General features: G+C 60.5%; 17 protein-coding genes. 4 read left to right on the forward strand and 13 right to left on the reverse strand.

The genetic code is table 11. The features are described 5' to 3' along the window. Positions 1–109 precede the first annotated feature (109 nt). On the reverse strand, positions 110–2362 hold the full coding sequence (locus IB238_RS00215; protein ID WP_192242306.1) for a DUF3141 domain-containing protein: 2253 nt from the start codon (positions 2360–2362) through the stop codon (positions 110–112). Positions 2363–2647: 285 nt separating this feature from the next. Between IB238_RS00215 and IB238_RS00220 the strand changes: the two genes are divergently transcribed. Together IB238_RS00220 and IB238_RS00225 are read left to right on the forward strand one after the other, a co-directional pair. Beyond that, on the forward strand, positions 2648–2800 hold the full coding sequence (locus IB238_RS00220; RefSeq protein WP_192242307.1) for a hypothetical protein: 153 nt from the start codon (positions 2648–2650) through the stop codon (positions 2798–2800). 17 nt (positions 2801–2817) lie between these two features. Beyond that, complete coding sequence (locus IB238_RS00225) at positions 2818–3243, forward strand: TIGR02594 family protein (RefSeq protein WP_192242308.1); 426 nt, start codon at positions 2818–2820, stop codon at positions 3241–3243. Positions 3244–3312: 69 nt separating this feature from the next. Here IB238_RS00225 and IB238_RS00230 read toward each other — a convergent pair whose 3' ends face one another. The 8 genes from IB238_RS00230 to IB238_RS00265 all read right to left on the reverse strand — a co-directional run bounded on the left by IB238_RS00230 (position 3313) and on the right by IB238_RS00265 (position 13005). Further along, positions 3313–5874: an FAD-dependent oxidoreductase gene (locus tag IB238_RS00230; protein WP_192242309.1), complete on the reverse strand. Its 2562-nt coding sequence runs from the start codon at positions 5872–5874 to the stop codon at positions 3313–3315. Positions 5875–5977: 103 nt separating this feature from the next. Then, positions 5978–6364, reverse strand: a complete 387-nt coding sequence (mnhG, locus tag IB238_RS00235) for a monovalent cation/H(+) antiporter subunit G (protein WP_192242310.1) — start codon at positions 6362–6364, stop codon at positions 5978–5980. Continuing rightward, positions 6361–6642, reverse strand: a complete 282-nt coding sequence (locus tag IB238_RS00240) for a K+/H+ antiporter subunit F (RefSeq protein WP_192242311.1) — start codon at positions 6640–6642, stop codon at positions 6361–6363. The genes mnhG and IB238_RS00240 overlap by 4 nt, the downstream gene beginning before the upstream one ends. Next, the gene (locus IB238_RS00245) at positions 6639–7115 is read right to left on the reverse strand and encodes a Na+/H+ antiporter subunit E (protein ID WP_192247225.1); all 477 of its coding nucleotides are present in this window, start codon (positions 7113–7115) and stop codon (positions 6639–6641) included. The genes IB238_RS00240 and IB238_RS00245 overlap by 4 nt, the downstream gene beginning before the upstream one ends. 2 nt (positions 7116–7117) lie before the next feature. Then, positions 7118–8752, reverse strand: coding sequence for a monovalent cation/H+ antiporter subunit D (locus IB238_RS00250; RefSeq protein WP_192242312.1), 1635 nt, complete (start codon positions 8750–8752; stop codon positions 7118–7120). Further along, entirely contained in the window at positions 8749–9087 is a 339-nt protein-coding gene (locus IB238_RS00255) for a Na+/H+ antiporter subunit C (RefSeq protein WP_192242313.1), read from the reverse strand. Before IB238_RS00255 ends, IB238_RS00250 begins: the two co-directional genes overlap by 4 nt. Beyond that, a complete protein-coding gene (locus IB238_RS00260) occupies positions 9087–11996 on the reverse strand; it encodes a monovalent cation/H+ antiporter subunit A (protein ID WP_192242314.1) in 2910 nt (969 codons plus the stop codon). The genes IB238_RS00255 and IB238_RS00260 overlap by 1 nt, the downstream gene beginning before the upstream one ends. 187 nt (positions 11997–12183) lie before the next feature. Next, a complete protein-coding gene (locus tag IB238_RS00265) occupies positions 12184–13005 on the reverse strand; it encodes a bifunctional allantoicase/(S)-ureidoglycine aminohydrolase (RefSeq protein ID WP_192242315.1) in 822 nt (273 codons plus the stop codon). A 247-nt stretch (positions 13006–13252) separates the two neighbouring features. Between IB238_RS00265 and xdhC the strand changes: the two genes are divergently transcribed. Both xdhC and IB238_RS00275 read left to right on the forward strand, forming a co-directional pair. After that, positions 13253–14098 (forward strand): xanthine dehydrogenase accessory protein XdhC, encoded by an 846-nt coding sequence (xdhC, locus tag IB238_RS00270; protein ID WP_192242316.1) that lies wholly within the window; start codon positions 13253–13255, stop codon positions 14096–14098. 341 nt (positions 14099–14439) lie between these two features. After that, positions 14440–15027, forward strand: coding sequence for a J domain-containing protein (locus IB238_RS00275; RefSeq protein WP_192242317.1), 588 nt, complete (start codon positions 14440–14442; stop codon positions 15025–15027). A gap of 123 nt (positions 15028–15150) precedes the next feature. On the opposite strand, the gene IB238_RS00280 is transcribed toward IB238_RS00275, so the two are convergent. The 4 genes from IB238_RS00280 to IB238_RS00295 all read right to left on the reverse strand — a co-directional run bounded on the left by IB238_RS00280 (position 15151) and on the right by IB238_RS00295 (position 20688). Continuing rightward, the gene (locus tag IB238_RS00280; protein ID WP_192242318.1) at positions 15151–16695 is read right to left on the reverse strand and encodes a SpoVR family protein; all 1545 of its coding nucleotides are present in this window, start codon (positions 16693–16695) and stop codon (positions 15151–15153) included. A 13-nt stretch (positions 16696–16708) separates the two neighbouring features. After that, on the reverse strand, positions 16709–18016 hold the full coding sequence (locus tag IB238_RS00285; RefSeq protein ID WP_192242319.1) for a YeaH/YhbH family protein: 1308 nt from the start codon (positions 18014–18016) through the stop codon (positions 16709–16711). Positions 18017–18038: 22 nt separating this feature from the next. Next, complete coding sequence (locus tag IB238_RS00290) at positions 18039–19988, reverse strand: PrkA family serine protein kinase (RefSeq protein WP_192242320.1); 1950 nt, start codon at positions 19986–19988, stop codon at positions 18039–18041. A 316-nt stretch (positions 19989–20304) separates the two neighbouring features. Next, positions 20305–20688 (reverse strand): hypothetical protein, encoded by a 384-nt coding sequence (locus tag IB238_RS00295; protein ID WP_192242321.1) that lies wholly within the window; start codon positions 20686–20688, stop codon positions 20305–20307. Positions 20689–20993: the final 305 nt, after the last annotated feature.

The raw sequence follows: 20993 nt of genomic DNA on the forward strand, positions 1-20993 counted from the left end.
GTCCAGCCACCCGGTGGCGTCGCGTCATATGGCATACGCGGCGCTGCAACGGTTTGATTTTCCGCACGGTCCTTCCATTCGGTGTGTGTCCGGTTGAAAGGACAACGTGCTAGCGTCTGACGACCTTGACATGCGGCGCCTTTGCTTGCTCTGGCGGTTTGGTCGGTTTCGTCGACGGATCGCCATTGAGCTGGAACAATCGGGTGATTTCTTGCCAGCGCTGCGTGGCCTCTTCCGGCAGCTCGCCGCGCGCCTTGACGATCGTTTCGAGGGCAGCAAGGCCCTTGCGGCGCAGGTCGGGATCGGCCGGAAGCAATTTCGGGATGGCCGCAAGCGTGGCCTCTTCATCGATCAGCAGCATGAGGAACTGGTCGCGGATGAGCGACTTAAATTCACCCAAGGACATCTGCGGCATACCGTCTTCGACCCTGCGCAGGCGACGGATAGCGGCAAAACCGCGTTCGTCGGCTCCCCCGCGCGCCATGGATACATAGAGTAATCCGCGCGCAAGGCATTCTCGCAATCCGCCTTCGTCGATACGACCCTTCAATTCCGCCTTCCGAGACTGCAGCATTCTCCGGTGGAGGCCCGTCTTGCCCGCCCTGCGTTGTGCGGTCTCATCTGCCGGGTCGATGCCTGCGGCGGCCTGAAGGACCGGCGAGCCGTAGACGGACAGGAAGGTCGCTTCCGAGACTGCCTCGACCCATCCCTGCCAGGCGTCGAGGCCCGCCACGATCTGCCGGGACATGGTCTGTTCGAGAGCGAGAAATGGGTTGTCGGAGGGGATCGGCCGGCGCTCTTCCGCAGCCTGCGTTGCCAGATCGGCGATGGGCGCCATCATGGGATTGGCGTCGGAAAGCAGCTCGTACTGGAGCCGCAAAGGATGGAGCTTACTCAACCATTCCCCAAATCCGTTCGGCAAGAGTTCGCGCACCCAGGGCTGCACGAAGGTTCGGTAGAGGGCCAGATTGATCTCTGAAACCCGTGCCGCAGCGGCAAAGCGGCGGTCATCGGCCGCGTCATTGCCGCCAAGAGCCCGGATGTCGTCGAGCGTGCGCGCCTCGCAGCGCATGATCCAATCGCCGTCGACGAGATTGACGCCGGCCGTCTCGTTGGTCTTGGGTTCGAAGATCGCCTCGTAGAGCCCGGGCGGCAAAGCATCGATCAGGTCGATGTTCCCGGCAAACTCGCCGTGCTCCTTGCGTGCGACGCCTGCGGAGACGAAGATTCCAAGATGGCCGATGTCCTCGTGAATGGTGTAGACGATCGTCTGGCCGTGCGAGCGAATGTCGTCGACATCATCGTAGAGATCGAGGATCCAGTCGAGGGCCTGCTGCGGCGGGGTGATGTTGTCGCCTCTGGAGCAGAAGACGACGATCGGCGAACGGATATCGCGCAGATCAATCGTGAATCCGTCCGAGGTCTTGATGCGGCCGGCCGCGAGATTGTTGCCGATGAACAACTCATCGACGATGAATTGGATCTCTTCGGCATTGAGATTGACGTGGCCGCCCCACCACTCTTCGAAACCCAAGTAGCGCGGCGCCTCTGTGTCGATCTTCGAATAGAGGTTGTATTGCTTGGTCCAATAGGTGTTCGCCGGATTCTGGTTCTCGAAATTTTGCACCAGCCAGGCGCCATCGAACTTGCCCTGACCGAGATCGCTGGTGAGCGCTGTCAGCCAGCTTCCGCCGAGCAGGCCGCCGCTGTAGCGCATTGGATACTTGCCGTGCACGCCCGCCCAATAGGACAGCGGTGATCCGGCAATGATGATCGACCCGAACAGTTCAGGACGGAGGGCGGCGAGCATCATCACCGCCCAGCCCGCCTGGCAGTTGCCGACGACGCATGGCTTGGCGTCCGCATCGGGATGGAGCGCGATCACTTTTTCGAGGAAGACGGCTTCCGCGCGGGCAATATCCTCGATCGTCTGGCCGGGGGCCGGGTCCGGCAGGAACCCGATGAAGTAGCAGGGATGGCCGGCGCGAAGGGCGACGCCGATCTCGCTGTCTGCCTTGAAGCCGCCGATGCCCGGTCCATGGCCGGCGCGCGGATCGACGACCACGAACGGCCGGCGGGTCTGATCGACCTTTACCCCCTCGGGCGGCACGATGCGGACAAGCGCGTAGTTGACGGGCCGCTCCAGCGTCCGGCCGTCGATCAGGATTTCCGGCGTGTAGCTGAGCACGTGCGGTGCGGTCTTCGCCACATGGGCGCGGTACTGGTTGCCGCGCTGGCGCATGACGTCCCAAAAGAGGAGGCTTCGCTGCGCTGCATCAACCGCATAGTCGAACGCGGGTCCGAATGGATTGTATTGAAACGAGACTTCGTCTTTGTTCTGCCCGTTAGAAGGAATGCTCATGCGAAACTCCTTCGTTCATGCCAAGACTGCCACGCTGCGTTGCAGCATACAAGCTATAAAATGTCGCAACTTATCCGATTGTATTCCGTGGAAATACTCTGGTTGGAGGCCGTTCCTTTCGGTGTAAGCTTTTTCATTTCGTTATCTACGCATCTGCTGGGAGCCTAGGCAACGAAAGAAAAAATGAGCGCCCACAGGGTGGCGGAAGCTCGTGACCAAAAGATGACAGTCGGCGGCCTTCGGGCGTGTCCTGTCTTGCTTGACTGACCGAGGCGCATCCAGTCCGTGATCAACGTTTCAGTTCAGATCGAAGGGCGCGCGGAGGGCGTCAGCTTCTTCGTTGCTCCACTTAAATATGAGGACCGATTTCTCCCGATTTATGCCCTGATTGGCATGTACATTGCGACCATCATGGTCTGGATCGTCAACGCGGTCTGAGCAATGGTGAGAAAAGAATGAGGGTTATTCTAGCCGTCATTGTCACGATTCTTGCCACGGCCGCCCAGGCTGACATGCTCAGTATGGCCACGAAATTCAATAACATGCATGAGCGTTCTATATCCTTCCTTGGGGTCAATGCCCGAAGGACATCCTGGTGCGGGGCGTTCCTAGCTTACGTCGCCAAGCGGTCTTCCCGTCAACCGCCGGCCAATCCCAACATGGCCGTATCATGGAAAAACTTCGGCAGACCTGTATTGACCCGCTTCGCAAGGCCGGGAGACGTCGTGGTCATGCGGACAGGAAAGCAGAGGTTCCATGTCAGCCTGTTCCATCACTTCGATACCAAGCGCCAATACGTTTACCTGTTTGGAGGTAACCAGTCGGACCGGGTTCAATTGTCGAGGTATAAGGTTAGTTCGATCGTGGCCGTGCGACGCTGATGGCACAAATGACGGTGCCCGCTCCACTGGGGAACGGGCACGTATCGAAGTCTGAATGCAGCCGGTGGATCAGGTCCGCGGCTTCAGGTTCTCCGGGTCGTAGAGCGGCTTGTAACCGATGCCGACCACCTCGACCGGGTAGGTCTCGGCAAAGTACTGGATGTTCAGCTTGCGACCTTCCTGGCAGTAGGCATGCGGCAGATAGGCGAGGGCGATGTTCTTGCCGATCGTCGGGCCGAAGGCGATGGAAGTCGTGTAGGAGCGGCGGCCCAGTTCGTCGACCAACACCTTGCCGGTTTCCGGATCCATGACCGGCAGGTTGCCGAGCGGATAGCGCTTCACGCCTTGTCTGTCGGTGTTCTCCGTCATCACGAGCGTGCAAAGCATGGCCGGCTGGTGGGCTCGCGCCTTGTACTCCAGATGCTTCGCCTTGCCGCAGAAGTCGGCGTCCTTGACCTTCGGACGGGCAAGATCTGCCTCAATGAGGTTATATTGAGTGAGAAGGTCGGCGTTCTGCAGGCGCAGGCTCTTCTCCATGCGGCGCGAGTTCGCATAGGTCTCGACGCCGAAGGCCATGACGCCGGTGGCGCGCAACGCATCCCAGACGGCAAGGCCGTCCTCGTACTTCATGTGCAGTTCCCAGCCCTGCTCGCCAACATAGGAAATGCGGAAGGCGGTGACCGGCTTGCCCGCGATCTCGATCTGCTTGATCGCGGCGAAGGCGAAGTTTTCCTGGTCGAGCCCGGCGGGGTCCGCCACTACCTTCTTCAGGTTCTCGCGGGCATTCGGACCCCATATGCCGATGGTGATGTACTTTTCCGAAGTATCGGTGATCGTGACGTCAAGGCCGCGATCCTGCGCGACGCGCTTCATGTAATGGAAGTCGCGCGGGCCGGCATCGGCACCGTTCACGAGGCGGCAGCGGTCGGCCATGCGGAAGACGGTGAAGTCGGCGCGCACCATGCCCTCATCATCGAGGAAGTGGGTATAGATGCCCTTGCCGATGTTGCCATCGCCGCCGATCTTGGCCGCGCAAAGCCATTCGAGCAGTTCGACATGATCCGGTCCCTCGATGTCCACCATGTGGAAGTGCGAGAGGTTGACGATGCCGCAATCCTCGCTCATCGCCAGATGCTCGGCGTTGGAGACGCGCCAGAAGTGGCGGCTGTCCCACTCGTTCTCGCGCACCGGAACCTTGTCGCCGTACTTTTCGAGCAGGTGCTCGTTGGCGGCATAGCCGTGCGCGCGCTCCCAGCCACCGAGTTCCATGAAGTAGCCGCCGAGTTCCTTCTCACGCTCGTAGAAGGGTGAGCGCTTGATATTGCGGCCGGTGGCGTAGGGCTCGCGGGTGTGAACCGCCGGGAAGTAAATCTTCTGGGCGGCCTCGTAAGTGCGACCCTCGATGAACTTCTCTTCCAGCTGGTGCGGGTAGAAGCGCGCGTAATCGATCCCGTTGTGGTCGATCTCGGTGCGGCCGTCCGTCATCCAGTCGGCGATCAGCTTGCCGTAGCCCGGGCCGTCCTTGACCCAGATCGCGACGCAGTACCAGAGGCCGCGCACCTTCTGGCTCTCGCCGCAGGACGGGCCGCCGGCAGCCGATACCTGAAGCAGGCCGTTGAAGGAGTGGCCTTCGTTGTAGCCGAGTTCGCCGAGGATCGGCGTGAGTTCGATGGCCTTTTCCAGCGGCTCGAGGATCTGTTCCATGTCGAGGTCGCGCTGCGAGGGCGAAAGGCGCGCCTCGTGCTTTTCGAGGATGTCGCGCGGGTGGCAGAGGCGCGGATTTTTGGTCTCGTAGTAGCCCCACTCGATCTGGCCGCCTTCGGTGGTCTTCGGATCGCCCGTGTCGCGCATGTAGGCGGAGTTGCCCTGGTCGCGCAGAAGCGGGAAGCCGATTTCCTTGCCGGTGCCTTCGAATTCGTTGTACGGGCCGAAGAAGGTCAGCGGGTGGTCGACGGGCATGACCGGCAGGTCTTCGCCGACCATTTCGGCGATCAGGCGGCCCCAGATACCGGCGCAGACGACTACATGGTCGGCCATGATCGTACCGCGATGGGTGACGACGCCCTTGATGCGGCCGTTCTCGACGAGGAGCGAGGTCGCCGGCGTGTTGCCGAACACCTTCAGCTTGCCGGACTTTTCACCCGCATCGACGAGCTTGCCGGCAACCGTCTGCGAGCGTGGAATGACAAGGCCGGCGTCGGGATCGAACATCCCGCCCATCACCTGATCTTCCTCGATCAGCGGGAACCGTTCCTTGATTTCCGCTGGCGACACGTAGTGGGCGCGCGTGCCGAAAGCCTTCGCGGACGTCAGCTTGCGCTTGATTTCTTCCATCCAGACATCGTCGCCGGTGCGGGCCACTTCCAAGCCGCCGATGCGGGCGTAGTGGCCCATCTTCTCGAAGAAATCGATCGAGTACTGCGTGGTCCAGACCGAGAGATAGTCGTGGCTCGTCGTGTAGCAGAAGTCGGAGGCATGCGCGGTCGAGCCGATATCGGTCGGGATGCCGGACTTGTCGATGCCGACGATATCGTCCCACCCACGTTCAATCAGGTGATGGGCGATCGACGCGCCGACGATCCCGCCCAGACCAACAATTACGACCTTCGCCTTGTTCGGAAACTCTGCCATTGATTGCGACCCTAGTTGGAAATTTTGCGCCGGATATTAGAACGCGCCAAGCTGCGACTACAGCCTGTCTACGACATAATCATCGTACGGCACGACCAGCATGTTACTTGCTACTGACGTCGGCGCCTTCGTCAGACGGGGCGGCGCTGATTGAGGGGGGAACGTTTGGATCGCCTTCCGCCCGGTCGCGATGAAGCGCTGCCTGGGCCAGCAGCATGAGGGTGACTGGCGTTGTAACCGTCACGAAAATGCCAATCAGGATCTCGTGAAAGACAGGCCGGCCGCCGACGACAGTGAAGTAAATCATCGAGGCCATGACGACGCCTCCGGTTCCCCAACTCGTGCCGAGCGTAGGTGCGTGCAGCCGTTCATAGAAGGTCGGCAGGCGTGAAAAACCGATCGTGCCGATCAGCGCCAGCGCTGCACCGAGGACAAGGAAGGCGGAAACAACGATGGCTGCCCAAAGCGGCAGGTCCGCGGCCTGGCTCACTCGATCACCTCGCCGCGCATGAGAAATTTGGCCAGCGCTACGGTTGCGACGAATCCGAGAACCCCGATGATGAGTGCCGCCTCGAAGTAGATCGTCCTGCCGCTGCCGATCCCGAAGGTCAGAAGCAGCAACATCGAAACGACGTAAAGCGCATCGAGAGCGAGGACGCGGTCTTGTGCCCGAGGTCCCCGGATCATTCGCCGCACGCAAAGCGCCATCGCGATCGCTAGCATCACGTGTGCCGCAGTCAGCGCCCAGTAGAGAATGGCTGCGCTCATTCGAAGATCTCCATCAGCAGCCTTTCATAGCGGTTCTTCACGAGATCGGTCCAATCGGCCTCGTCGACGAGGTCGAGAATATGCATCAGCAGGGTTCCATTGGCCGAATTGTATTCGATCCAGGCCGTCCCCGGGGTACTCGTCACGATCACCGAAAGAATGGCCAGCGCCGTCGGATCCTTCAGATCGAGATGGACCGTCATGAAAGCCGAGCGGTGATTGTCGGGCCGGCCTGCGAGAATAATCCAGACGACCGCGATATTTGAGCGGATGATATCGTAGAGGACGATGCCGACGAGTTGCGGAATGAGATGCCAGCGGCGGATGCGCGGTTTGTGCGGACGCAATGCCGCCAACGACCAGGACGCGAACACAGCGATGATGCTGCCGAGGATCAGATGGCCGATCGAGAAGCTGTTCAGCGTCATCCACATCAACAGGAGCGAGAGCGCCAGAAGCGGGTAGGGGAACACGCTCACGGCTGCACCTCCGCGCTTCCCGCCCGGCGGGCGTTGATGACGGCGTCGATATATTGCTGCGGCGCAGTCAGCGCGCGGGTGGTCTCATCCATGTAGCGCATCACCGGACCCGCCTGCGTGGTGAGAAACAGGGTCGCGAGTAGAAGCAGAAGAATGGGTGCCACTTCGATGACGAGCACGCGCGGCTTGGTACCTTCCATCGACGCCCAGAAGGTGCGGATGCCGGATCGGGTCATCGCGATCAGCGCCGAAAGACCCGAAAGGATGATCAGGAGTACCACGAACCACATGATCCCCGGCACCAGGGCGCCACTATCGCCGCCGGCCGGATTGAGCATGGCCGACAGCATCGCGAATTTGGCGATGAAGCCGGAAAGTGGCGGCAGGCCGGAGAGCAGTATTCCGCAGGCGGCAAAGCAAATTCCAAGGATGGCCATGGTGCCGGGCAACGCCACACCGCCGTCGCCTTCCTCTTCTTCCTCTTCTTCCGCGTCACCGTAGACTTCCATCGTCACGGCGAGAACGTTGGCGCCTGCGTCCTGAACGCGCTCCACCAGTTCGACCAGCATGAAGAAGGCACTGATCGTCAACGTCGAACTGACGAGGTAGAACAGCGCGCCGGTCGTAATGCCGCCGCTGCTGAGCCCTATGGCCATCAGCAACGTGCCGGAGGAGACGAGCACGGAAAAGCCGGCCAGGCGGCCGAGTGCCTGGGAGGCGAGCACGCCGATGGCGCCGAAGGTGATGGTCGCCATGCCGCCGATCAGGAGCACCTGCAGGCCGAAGCCGGCGGACGGGGAGGTCCCCTCGCCGAAGACAAGCAGGGACAGGCGCAGGACGACATAAATGCCGACCTTGCTCATGATCGCGAAGATGCCGGCAACGGGAGCGCAAGCCGCTGTATAGGCCGGCGGCAACCAGAAATTCAGCGGCCACATGCCCGCCTTGATCAAAAAGGCGACACCGAGAATGCCTGCCCCCGCCTCCAGAAGCATGCGCTTTTGCGGTTCGACGGTCGCGACCCTGATGGCGAGATCGGCCATGTTCAGCGTCCCGGTCACGCCGTAGATCAAGCTGACGCCAATCAGGAAGAGCAGGGCGGCCGCTAGGTTAATGGCGATGTAGTGCAGACCGGCCTTCACGCGCAGCAGTCCGGAACCATGCAGCAGCAGACCGTAGGACGCCGCCAGCATCACCTCGAAGAAGACGAAGAGGTTGAAGAGGTCACCCGTCAAAAACGCCCCGTTGAGCCCCATTAGCAGGAACTGGTAGAGGCTGTGGAAATGCGCGCCCGACTGGTGCCACCGCGCAAGCGCAAAGACCAGTGCAGGAATTGCAAGCGCTGCCGTCAATACCAGCATGAGTGCCGACAGCCGGTCGACGACGAGCACAATGCCAAAGGGAGCCGGCCAGTTGCCGAGAAGGTAGACGCCTTGCTGTGCAGTCTCCGCTCCATCGATGCTGCCGGCAAAGCGGAAGAGCGCGATCGCCACGGCAAAGAGCGCGATCGTGGAAGCCAACCCGATCATTGCTTTCGGCAAGCGCTGCCGCTCGTCAATCAGCAGCAGCAATGCGCCCGTGACGAGCGGGATCAGGATCGGAGCGATGATGAGATGCTGCCCAAGGTTCATTGGGACTGTTCCCGTCCATCGACATGATCGGTGCCGGTAAGCCCGCGCGAAGCCAGCAACACCACGAGAAAGAGCGCGGTTGTGGCAAAGCCGATCACGATCGCAGTCAGCACCAGCGCTTGTGGCACCGGGTCGGTATAGGCAGAAATATCAAGCCCGTCCTGGAGTATGGCAGGCGCATTCACCTCCAGACCGCCGACGCCGAAGATGAAGAGGTTGACGGCATAGGAAAGCAGGGAAAGCCCGATGATGACCTGATAGGTGCGTGGCCGCAGGATGAGCCAGACGCCGGATCCCGTCATGACGCCGATACCGATCGAGAGAACGAGTTCCATTATGCTTCCTCCGATTTCGGTATCGTCCTGACCCTGTATGTGCGGGTCGACTGGTGGGCGATGGCGATCAGGATCAGCACAGTGGCACCTACCACAAGCCCGAACACGCCGAGGTCGAAGAACAGGGCGGAGGCGACGGGAACCTTTCCGACCAATGGCAGTGTTACATATTGCGAATGTGACGTCAGGAACGGATAGCCGAAGAGCCACGAACCGACACCTGTCGCCACCGCGACGAGCAGGCCAAATGCGATCCAGCGCAGCGGCAAAATCCTCAACCGATCTTCCGCCCAGCGCACGCCGCCGCCGAGATATTGCAGAAGGAATGCGATCGCCATGGTGATGCCTGCAGCAAAGCCGCCGCCCGGTAGATCATGGCCGCGCAGGAACAAGTAGATGGCGAACACGATGGTGACCGGGAACATCCATTGCATGACGACCGAGGGCACCAGCAGGTAGTCCCTGACTGTATCGCCGGCGTTGCGTTCAGGTTGCGCCTCGTCGAATGCGTTCTGGATACGCTGTTGTTCTGGAAGCCCGATACTCTCGGATGCCGGCCGGAAACGGCGCAGGAGTGCGAACACGGTGAGCGCCACGATGCCGAGGACGACGATCTCGCCCATCGTATCGAAGCCGCGGAAATCAACGAGGATAACGTTGACGACGTTCCGGCCTCCGCCTTCGGTATAGGCGTGTTCGAGGAAATAGTTGGCGATGGTATCGGGTACCGGCTGCATCATTACCGCATAGGAGAGGATCGACATGCCGACGCCGCAGAGGACGGCGAGCAGGAAATCGCGAAGGCGGCGCAGCCGTGCTGAGAGCGCTGTGCTCTCGTCGATTTTTCCGATGCGTTGAGGCAGCCAGCGTAGACCCAGCAGCAGCAGCACAGTGGTGACGATCTCCACCACCAGTTGGGTGATGGCAAGGTCCGGTGCCGACAGCCAGGCGAAGGTAATGCAGGTGACGATACCCGCCCCGCCGATGAGGACCAGTGCAGCAAGACGATGGTACTTGGCGAGGAGCGCCGCTCCCAATGCCGAGAGCATGCCGATGATCCAGATCATCGCGAATGCCGGATCTACTTCGGCAAGTGGCGGAAGCTTCGGTTCGAAGCCGGCGAGGTAGAGCGGCAGGAAGCCGGCCAGAAAGCTCAGGCCCGCGACAAGGCGAAGCTGCGGCTGCAGGCGCCGGGTGCCGAGGTTGGCCTCCAGCCAGCGCGCCCATTTCCACGACACGGTGACCAGGATCCGCTCGAAAATACGCTGGCCGCGCAAATGGCGAAAGAACGGCGGGCCATCTTCGCAATGCGCCAGATATTTATGCAGGGCGATATAGAGGACCGCTCCGCCGACCATCGCGATCATACTCATCAGGAGCGGCAGGTTTACGCCATGCCAGACGGCGAGGCTGTAGTGGGGTGTTTCAGGGCCGAGCACGGAGATGACGGCGGTGCGCAGGAAGGGGCCGATGGAAAGGCTCGGCACGATGCCGACGATAAGGCAGGCAAATACCAGGAACTCGACCGGGAAACGCATCCAGCGTGACGGCTCGTGCGGATGCGGATTGGGAATGTCCGTGGGGGGCGGCCCGAAGAAGACCGTGTGGATGAAGCGGATCGAATAGGCGACGCTGAAGGCGCCGGCGACCGTTGCGATATAGGGCAGCGCGCGGTCCAGGATCGAGTCCGCGTGGGTTTCGACCGCCTCGGCAAAGAACATCTCCTTGGATAGGAACCCGTTCAGCAAAGGCACGCCGGCCATCGCAGCGCAGGCAACCATGGCAAGGGTCGCGGTATAGGGAAGGAACCGGTAGAGCCCGCTCAGTTTCTGCATATCGCGCGTGCCGGTCTCATGGTCGATGATGCCGGCCGCCATGAAGAGCGACGCCTTGAAGGTGGCGTGGTTGACCATATGGAAGATCGCTGCGACGGCAGCCAAGGGGCTTCCAAGGCTGAGCAGCGTCGTGATCAACCCGAGATGACTGATGGTCGAATAGGCGAGCAGGCCTTTCAGATCCCGCTGGAAGATTGCGAAGTAGGCGCCAAGCACGAGCGTGGTGATGCCGGCTGCCCCGACCAGCCAGAACCATTCGAACGTTCCTGACAGCGTGGGCCAGAGCCGCGCGAGCAGGAAGACACCTGCCTTCACCATCGTGGCGGAATGCAGGTAGGCAGAAACGGGGGTGGGGGCCGCCATGGCGTTCGGCAGCCAGAAATGGAAGGGAAACTGGGCGCTCTTCGTCAGCGCCCCGATGAGGATCAGCGCTAGGGTCGGCAGGTAGAGCGGGTGCGCGCGCACGACGTCACCGGCAGCGAGTACCCGGTCGAGGTCGTAGCTGCCGACGATGTGACCGAGCAGGAGCAGACCAACCAGAAGACAGAAACCGCCGGTGCCTGTGATCGTCAGCGCCATGCGGGCGCCGTCGCGGGCGTTGGCATTGTGGTACCAGTAGCCGATCAGAAGGAACGAGAAGATGCTGGTGAGTTCCCAGAAGATCGACAGGAGGATGATGTTTCCGGACAGCACCACACCGAGCATCGCTCCCATGAAGGCGAGCAGGAAAGAGAAGAAGCGTGGGATCGGGTCCTCAGCCGACATGTAGTATCGGGCATAGATGACGACGAGCAGGCCGATGCCCGTCACCAGCATTGAAAACAGCCAGGCGAAGCCGTCCATTCTGAGAGTGAAATTCAGGCCGAGCTCGGGAAGCCAAGCGATATCGAGGCGGACGATCTTGCCGTTTGTCACCGAAGGGTAAAAGAACGCCGTGACGATCGTCGCCAAAAATGCAACGCTGCCGGCCAAGGCTGCAGGAAGGCCTCGAGAGGTTGTGCGCAACAACAGGGCGGTTGCAATGCTACCGGCGAAAGGGAGAGCTAGCAGAAATAGCAGAATGGATTCAGGCATCAGCTGACATAGCGTTCGAATCAGAACCTCTTCATAACATTGAGACTTCACCTCTAGCGCAGAACGGTACCGATTGCGCGCGGAGGGTCTATAAAAATATTGTTACCTATCAAGGCACTCGTTGCAATCGCAACGGCGGCGATTCGTGCCGCGCGTCTCGATCGACGAGCGGCACGACAAGGTCCGATCAGCGCAGCTTCATGTGCCGGTTGACGTCCTTGTAGAGCAGGTAACGGAACTTGCCGGGACCGCCGGCATAGCAGGCCTGCGGGCAGAAAGCGCGCAGCCACATGAAGTCACCCGCCTCGACTTCCACCCAATCCTGGTTCAGCCGGTAAACTGCCTTGCCCTCGAGCACGTAGAGCCCGTGTTCCATGACATGCGTCTCGGCAAAGGGAATGACGGCTCCGGGTTCGAAGGTGACGATCGTCACATGCATGTCGTGGCGCAGGTCGGTCGGGTCGACAAAGCGTGTCGTTGCCCATTTGCCGTCGGTGTGCGCCATCGGCGCGGGCACAATGTCCTGCTCGTTCGTGAAGATCGGTTCCGGCACGTCGAGGCCCTCGACCCGCTCGTAGGCTTTGCGAATCCAATGGAAGCGAGCGGTTTCGGCACCATGGTTGCGCAGCCGCCAGCCGCTCGACGGCGGAAGGAAGGCGAACCCGCCGGGGGTGAGGACGTGCAGGCGCCCGCCGAGCTCGACCGTCACCTCGCCTTCCATGACGAAGAGCGCGCCTTCGGCTGCCGGATCCAGTTCCGGCTTGTCGCTGCCGCCGCCGGGGGCGACTTCCATGATGTATTGCGAGAACGTTTCCGCAAAACCGGAAAGCGGACGCGACAGGACCCAGAGGCGGGTATTGTCCCAGAAGGGCAGGTAGCTTGTGACGATATCCATCATCACGCCCTTCGGGATGACCGCATAGGCTTCGGTAAAGACAGCCCGTCCTGTCAGAAGTTGCGTCTGCTCTGGAGCGCCGCCCTTCGGTGCGAAGTAGGTCCGTTCAGTCAACTCAGGTCTCCCGGTATGTTTCAAGACTTCGACGTATCGTGCCACCTGATCGATAGCGCAATCCCCGTGAAAATGCAGTCACATCTTGTCGATGCTCGACATGTGCCGTGCCCCCATGAGCGATGGCCCTATGGCGGTGGCGAACGTTGCGGATTATCGTATCCGACGTGCATCGATGCGTCGGCCGCGCGCGAGTTCATTTTGATGGCAACCGCGAGGCTGCGAAGAGTGGCAAGGAGTGAGGCGATTGGCTGCCGCGCCTGAAAATCTAAGGGACTTTCTGTGCGAGGAACCGGACTGCATCCTTGTCGAGGTGACCGGTGCGGATGGCTCGACACCGCGCGACACGGACGCTTGGATGCTGGTTTCGAGCAGCCGCACCTTTGCAACGATCGGCGGTGGCCAGCTTGAGTACATGGCAATCGACCATGCGCGCCGTGCATTGCGTCAAGGCCGGCCCGCAGCGTCGATGACGATCCCACTCGGGCCGGAGATCGGCCAGTGCTGCGGCGGCCGCGTCAAGCTCGCTTTCGCAAATGTGACTGAAGGCACGGCAAAGGAACTGATCGCCCGCAACGACTCTGACGTTGCGGGCCGGCCGCATGTCTATATTTTTGGTGCCGGCCATGTCGGTCGCGCGCTTGCCCTGACCTTGTCTCTGACGCCCGTCCGCACGGTGCTCATCGATACCCGCGAGAAGGAACTGTCAGCCTTTCACGTGCCCGCCGTGGAGACCTGTCTGACGCCGATGCCGGAGGCTGTCGTGCGCGATGCCCCGCCCGGCAGCGCATTCGTCATCCTTACCCACGACCATGCGCTCGATTTCCTCATCGCCGCCGAAGCGCTACGGCGGGGCGATGCGGCCTATGTCGGCATGATCGGATCGAAGACGAAGCGCGCGACCTTCAAGAATTGGCTGTTTCGCGAAATTGGTTGCCCCGAGCTTTTCGACCATCTCGTCTGCCCGATCGGCGGGACAGCCGTGAAGGACAAGCGACCAACGGTGATTGCGGCCCTTGCCGCTGCGGAGATCCTGACCGCGCTGCTCGTCCCATCCCGAGCGGCCATTTGCAACGAACTGTCCAGAACCTGACCCAGAATCGTTCGGCGAGGTGTTCGTCATCTCGTCTCGCATTCCAGTGGCTTTGGGTGGGATCTGCAGCACCGATCGCAACCGATCGTTCTTGTTCGCACCTCCCCGACCTCCAATTGACAAATGCGGTAGCGCGCAGAATTTCGTGGATTAGCGCCGAGTTGTCGCCGCTCACCGGACATGAGAACATAGGAATGCCGGATTTGGACGGTGATTCTCGCCGCCCATTGTGTGGCAGGGCAAGGAACTGGGCACGACGCGTGCTTCGGGGTTGAGGCGGACAGCCGCAGCCTTTAGGAGGGAGCGGGGCCAACGTCGAACTTGCCGGAGACGGGTGAACTGTGATCGATCCCTATGACATCATCGGCGTCGCGCGCGATGCCAACACGGCCTCGATCAAGGCCGCCTATCGGCGTCGCGCCAAAACTGCCCATCCAGATTCCGGCGGCGACGTCGACACCTTCGGCAGGCTCAAGGTTGCCTATGAGCTGCTGCTCGATCCCGTGCGGCGGAAGGTCTACGACGATACCGGCTATGATCCGCAGCTTGCGGACACCAAGGATCTCAAGGGCCTGATGGTGCTTGAGAAACTGATCAACGAGGTCATCCTCGACGAGCGCGAGCCAGGCAGCTTCGATCCGATCGCGACGATCCGCCGAAAGCTGACCAACGAGATCGTCAACGCGCGCTTCCACATCATGGAGATGGAACGTCACCGCGCCCGTATCCGCAACCATATGGATCGCGTCGGCAAGCGGCCCAATACGGACGTGTTCGGCAGCATGCTACGCGCCCGCAGCGAGGCGATCGCCGAGGCCATCGAAAAGGCCGAGGCGCAGATCAAGGACATCGAACAGGCCTACGGCATGCTCGACGGCTATTCGTACGAAGTCGAAGTCGAGATCGAAACGCGAAGTGCTGCGGAATAGGTCGCCAGCCCGCCGCAGACCTAAAAGCGCGTCGCGATCTTTCAGATGCGCGCTGGCACTTTAAGTCTTTGATTTTTTGCATGTCGTGATCGCAAAACCGCTGCGCACTTTTGCGCGACATGCTCAGAGGCTGTCCTCATCCGTCGAGCATTCATAGAGCTCTTCGCCGGTTTCGGCATCGACACCCACGAGGCTGACGTCATATCCCCAGAGGTGGCGGATGTGGCGGAGCGTGGCGTCGCGGCTGTCCTCCTCGAGCAGGATACCGTTCTTGACATTGTGCTGCAGCCGAAGCTGGCGGTCGCCCAGTAGATCCACGTCCACGACCTGGATGTCCTGCTGGTTGGCGCCGATGTCGTAGTTTCGGGCAAGCGCTGCGCGGATGGTCTGATAGCCACGTTCGTTGTGAATGGAAGCGACTTCCAGGTAGTTGTCGCCGGCGCTGTCCGTCAGCAGGAACAGCCTGAATTTGCGGATCAGCGCCGGGCTCAGATACTGCAGGATGAAGGACTCGTCGCGATGGTTCGCCCACGCGTCCAGCAGCGTTGCGCGCCAATCTCCATTTCCTGCGATCTCCGGGAACCAATCCCGGTCCTCCTCGGTGGGTTCCGTGCAGATGCGCTGGATATCCTGCATCATTGCAAAGCCGAGCGCATAGGGATTCATGCCGGAATAGCGGGGGTCGTCGAAACCAGGCTGGAAGACCACGTTTGAGTGGCTTTGCAGGATCTCCAGCATCGCGCCTTCGCTGATCTGATCCTTTTCGAACAGCCGGTTGACGATCGTGTAGTGCACGAAGGTCGCGCAGCCTTCGTTCATCACCTTCGTTTGCCGTTGCGGGTAGAAGTATTGCGCGATCACACGCACGATCCGGAGCAGTTCCCGCTGCCATGGTTCCAAAATCAGACTCGTCTTCTCAAGGAAGTAGAGAAGATTTTCCTCCGGCAGGTTCAAAGACTTCTTTCGTTCCGATGCGTCCCGTTCGGCCTGTGCCCTGTCATGACCGGTCGAAGACTGCGGCAAGGTCCGCCAGAGATCGTTGAAAGTCTGTTCCTCGTATTCCAACCGCTCGCGCGCGCGCTCTCGCTCCTTTTCCGATGAAAGGCGTGGTGGGCGTCGGTAACGGAAAACCCCCTGGTCCATGATCGCGTGTGCCGAATCAAGGATCGCTTCCACCGCCGCCGTTCCGTAGCGCTCCTCGCATTTGGTCACGTATTTCTTGGCGAACTCCATGTAACTGAGGATCGCGCTTGCATCGGTCCATTGCCGGAACAGGTAGTTGTTCTTGAAAAAGTGATTGTGGCCGAAGGCGGCGTGCGCAGTGACAAGCGCCTGCATCGCCATCGTGTTCTCTTCCATCAGATAGACGATGCAGGGATTGGAATTGATCACGAGCTCGTAGGCGAGGCCGCGGCGCCCCTTGCGATAGAGATGGTCTTCGAAGACGAAGCGCTTGCCGAACGACCAGTGCTGGTACATCAGCGGCATGCCGACCGAGGAATAGGCGTCCAGCATCTGTTCGGAGGAGATGATCTCCATCTGGTTGGGATAGACGTCGAGCTGGATCTCGTCGAGCGCGATCGTCTCGATTGCATCATAGGTTCGCGCCAGCGTGTCGAAATTCCAGTCGGAGCTCTGAAACAGCAGCTTTCCGGCGCTTTTCGTCATCACGATTGCCTTTTCACTTGCGCGGCTTGCGGGTGGCGGGCTGTTTGGCAAAGAGCTTCCGGAACACCGGATAAATATCGGCCGGCTTGGCAATCCGGGTCATTTGAAAATTGGGAAACTCGCCGTCGATGGTTCGATAGGCCCGCCACAGCGATGTGCCGTTGTCGGTGCGGGCGAAAATCTCGCTTTCGCGCTCGTCGATGATCTCGACATAGGCGTAGTACTGGCAAAGCCGCATGACGGCGCTGAGCAGCGTGATGCAACGATCGGAATCGCCGGAAATGTTGTCGCCGTCGGAGGCCTGGGCGGCGTAGATATTCCATTCGCTGGCGGGATAGCGCGACTCGATGACGCGCAGCATCTCCGCAAGGGCGGTGGATACCATCGTGCCGCCGCTCTGGGTGCTGTAGAAGAACGTTTCCTCATCCACCTCCCGCGCCTCGTCCGTATGGCGGATGAAAACGATCTCGATGCGCTCGTAGCGCCGCTTGAGGAAGAGGTGCAGCAGCACGAAGAAGCGTTTGGCGAGGTCCTTCTCACGCTCTCCCATCGAGGCCGACACATCCATCAGGCAGAACATCACAGCACTGGCATTGGGAAGCGGCTGCTGCTCGAAGCGGTTGAAGCGAATGTCGACCGTGTCAATAAACGGAACACGCCGGCGCCGCCGATCCAGCCAGTCGAGTTCCGCTTTCAGCATCGCGAGTTGTTCAGCCGCATTGCGCCCCGGCTTCTTCTCCAGCTCCGCGATCTCGGCCAACAAGGCGTCGATTTCCGTTTGCTTCGGACGCCGTAGGGCAATCCGGCGGCCAAAGCTGTTTCGCATCGTTCGCCCGACATTGATGTTGGTCGGAGAACCGCTCACGGCGAAACCGGCCCGCCGGGATTTGAAGGTCAGCGTTTCCTTCAGTGAGAGCTTGACCATGTCGGGCAGTTCGAGATCCTCGAAGAAAAGGTCGAGCACCTCGTCGCGCGAGAGGGCGAACTGGAAGTCGTCCTCATCCTCGCCGGTGCCGGCCCCGCCCTTGCCGCCGCCACCGCCCCGCTGCTTGCGCAGTCGATCGCCTGGGACGAATTCGCGATTGCCCGGCAGTACGCGTTCCCGCTCGCCGGTGTCGCCTGCGGGCTGGAAGGTCGGCTCGCCGACCCCGCGGGTGGGCATGGAAACGCTGTGTGTCGTGCCGACATCGGCGATGCCGACAGATTTAATCTGTTCCTTGACGGCACGCTTCAGTTCCTCCCGCGCCCGCCGCAGGAAGCGTTGCCGGTTGCCGATGCTCTTGTCCTTCGGGTTCAGACGCCGGTCGATGAAATTCGGCATGCCCTAGACCCCTCGGTGGGCATCAGCCCGCTTTGTTGACCCGCATGTACCAGTCGACCAGACGCCGGACTTGGCGCTTGGTATAGCCGCGTTCGATCATGCGCTGGATGAATTCAGCGTGCTGCTTCTCGGTTGCGCTGTCCTTCTTTGAGCCGAAACTGATGACGGGGAGAAGATCCTCGACCTGGCCGAACATCCGCTTCTCGATCACCTCGCGCAGTTTCTCGTAGCTGGTCCAGGATGGATTGCGTCCGTGATTCTTGGCGCGGGCGCGCAGGGTGAACTTCACCACCTCGTTGCGGAAGTCCTTCGGGTTGGCAATGCCGGCCGGCTTCTCGATCTGCGACAGTTCGCTGTCGAGGATTTGTCGGTTGAGGATCTGGCCCGTATCGGGATCCTTGAAATCCTGATCCTCCAGCCAGGCGTCGGCATAGGCGATGTAGCGGTCGAACAGGTTCTGGCCGTACTCGCTGTAGGATTCGAGATAAGCCTTCTGGATCTCGTGGCCGATGAACTCGGCATAGCGGGTCGCAAGTTCCGAGCGGATGAAGTCGAGATAGGCGGCTTCGGTTTCCTTGGGGAACTGTTCGCGCTTGATAGCCTGCTCCAGGATGTACATCAGGTGCACTGGATCGGCCGCGACTTCCTTGGTGTCGTAGTTGAAGGTTTCCGATAGCACCTTGAAGGCAAAGCGGGTGCTGACACCCGTCATTCCTTCGTCGACGCCGGCCACATCACGGTATTCCTGGACGGATTTCGCCTTGGGATCGATGTCCTTCAGGTTCTCGCCGTCGTAGACGCGCATCTTGGTGTAGAGCGGGGAGTTCTCATGAGGCGCCAGCCGCGTCGAGACGGTGAATCGGCTGAGGTTTTCCAATACCTCCGGCGCGCAAGGGTTGCTGGCGAGCTCGCTCTCGCGCAAGAGCTTCTCGTAGATCTGCCGTTCCTCGGTGACGCGCAGGCAATAAGGCACCTTCACCACGAGGATGCGGTCGAGGAACGCCTCGTTGTTCCTGTTGTTCTTGAACTGCAACCACTCGGATTCGTTCGAGTGCGCCAGCACCATGCCCTGATAGGGGAAGCCGCCAAAATTCTCGGTGCCGTTGTAATTGCCTTCCTGGGTCGCCGTCAGCAACGGATGCAGCACCTTGATCGGCGCCTTGAACATCTCGACGAATTCCAACAGCCCCTGCGTCGTCCGGTTGAGGCCACCGCTGTAGGAATAGGCGTCCGGATCGGCCTGGCTATAGTTCTCGAGCTGGCGGATGTCGACCTTGCCGACCAGCGATGAGACGTCCTGGTTGTTGTCGTCGCCGGGTTCGGTTTTCGCAATGGCGATCTGCCGCAGCCGGGAGGGCATCAGCTTGACGACGCTGAACTTGGAAATGTCGCCGCCGACTTCGTCCAATCGCTTGGCGGCCCACGGGGAAATCAACCCGGTGAGGCGCCGGCGGGCGATGCCATACTTGTCCTCAAGCAGGTCGGCCATCCGCTCGGGATGGAACAGGCCCAGCGGTGACTCAAAAATTGGGCTGACCTTACCGCCGGCCATCAGGGTGTAGATCGGCCGCAGTTCCATGAGCTTCTTCAGCCGCTCGGCCAATGAGGACTTGCCGCCGCCGACGGGGCCGAGAAGGTAGAGGATCTGCTTGCGTTCCTCGAGACCCTGCGCGGCATAGCGGAAGTAGCCGACGATGCGCTCGATCGTATCTTCCATCCCATAGAAATCAGAGAAGGTCGGATAGATCTTGATGGTGCGGTTGGAGTAGATGCGTCCGAGCCTCTCATCCGTGCTCGTATCGACAAGGGTCGGCTCGCCGATCGCGTCAACCATCCGCTCCTGAGCGGTGGCATACATGCTCTTATCGTCACGGCACGCTAACAGATATTCTTGAAGACTCATCTCCTCGCGCGCGGTGCTCGAGTAGATCTCCGAGAAAAGGTTGAAGACGTCGGATTCACCCCTTTGCATGGTCGTCTCCCACGACAAGCCGTTGAAGTCGGACGGAATCACTGCCTGTAGAATCAGTATACAGGAAAACAAAATCCTTGGGCCAAAGTTCCCTTCACATAATTGGCACTGCTTGCGATTTGTGTGATCGCGACACAACGCCTTTCGGCAGTTGGTGGGGTACTTGCCGAGGATGGGCACGCGGAAGGCGAGGGGGCGGACGAAGTGGCGGGTGCAGGTTGAGCGGCCCAGCACGACTACAAGATTGGTGATCGCCAGGGGCGTGTACGACAAGACCACTGCTCGGCCTTGTCGCGCTTTCAATGTCGCTCGTGGATTAATCTGATTTCTTTGCGTCCGGGTGATCCGTACGCCCGGCAGGGATCGTGCTCACCGTGATCGAGACCGGATCGCTTGCGGGAAATGACCCTTCCAGTCCTTCGTCCAACTCTTCTTCCATCGTATCTGTGTCGCCGGTGGCGCGGGCGCTGCGAAGGCAATTCACTACGTTATCTCCACCGGTCGGCAGTTCACCTTCGAAGGTGGCGATCTCCAACAGTACGCCCTTGGCAACATCGATGGCGTTGCCGCGATTTAGATCAACGTCCTCTCCGGTACGCAGGATCACGCTGACCACTTCGCCCGCGTCACCGACGAATTCGACGGTGAAGCCGGCCTTTCCGCCCATTTCGGGATGAACCTGTACGCCTACAACTTGCATGGCTCTTGCTCCTTCCATGACCAACGGGTCAGGAACGCTGAGCAGGAGCCAAGGTTCCCGGCAGCCCATCGCCCGCGACGTTGACCAGGGCAGCAAACGCGCGTTGGCAGCCGGTGCCAGCACATACGATTGCCCCGGGCACGAATTGTTTCTGTAGGTGCAGCGACAGTGCGCGGCGCACTCTTTCCATGGGCATATGCCGTTGGAAAATATCGGCGGTTAGCGCTCATCGTGGTTGCCAGAAATCGATTGCTAGCCTCGAGCGCTGTTCCTACCCTCGGTCAGGTTAAGGCAATTGACTATAA

The organism is Rhizobium sp. ARZ01, assembly GCF_014851675.1.
Lineage (GTDB): Bacteria > Pseudomonadota > Alphaproteobacteria > Rhizobiales > Rhizobiaceae > Mycoplana.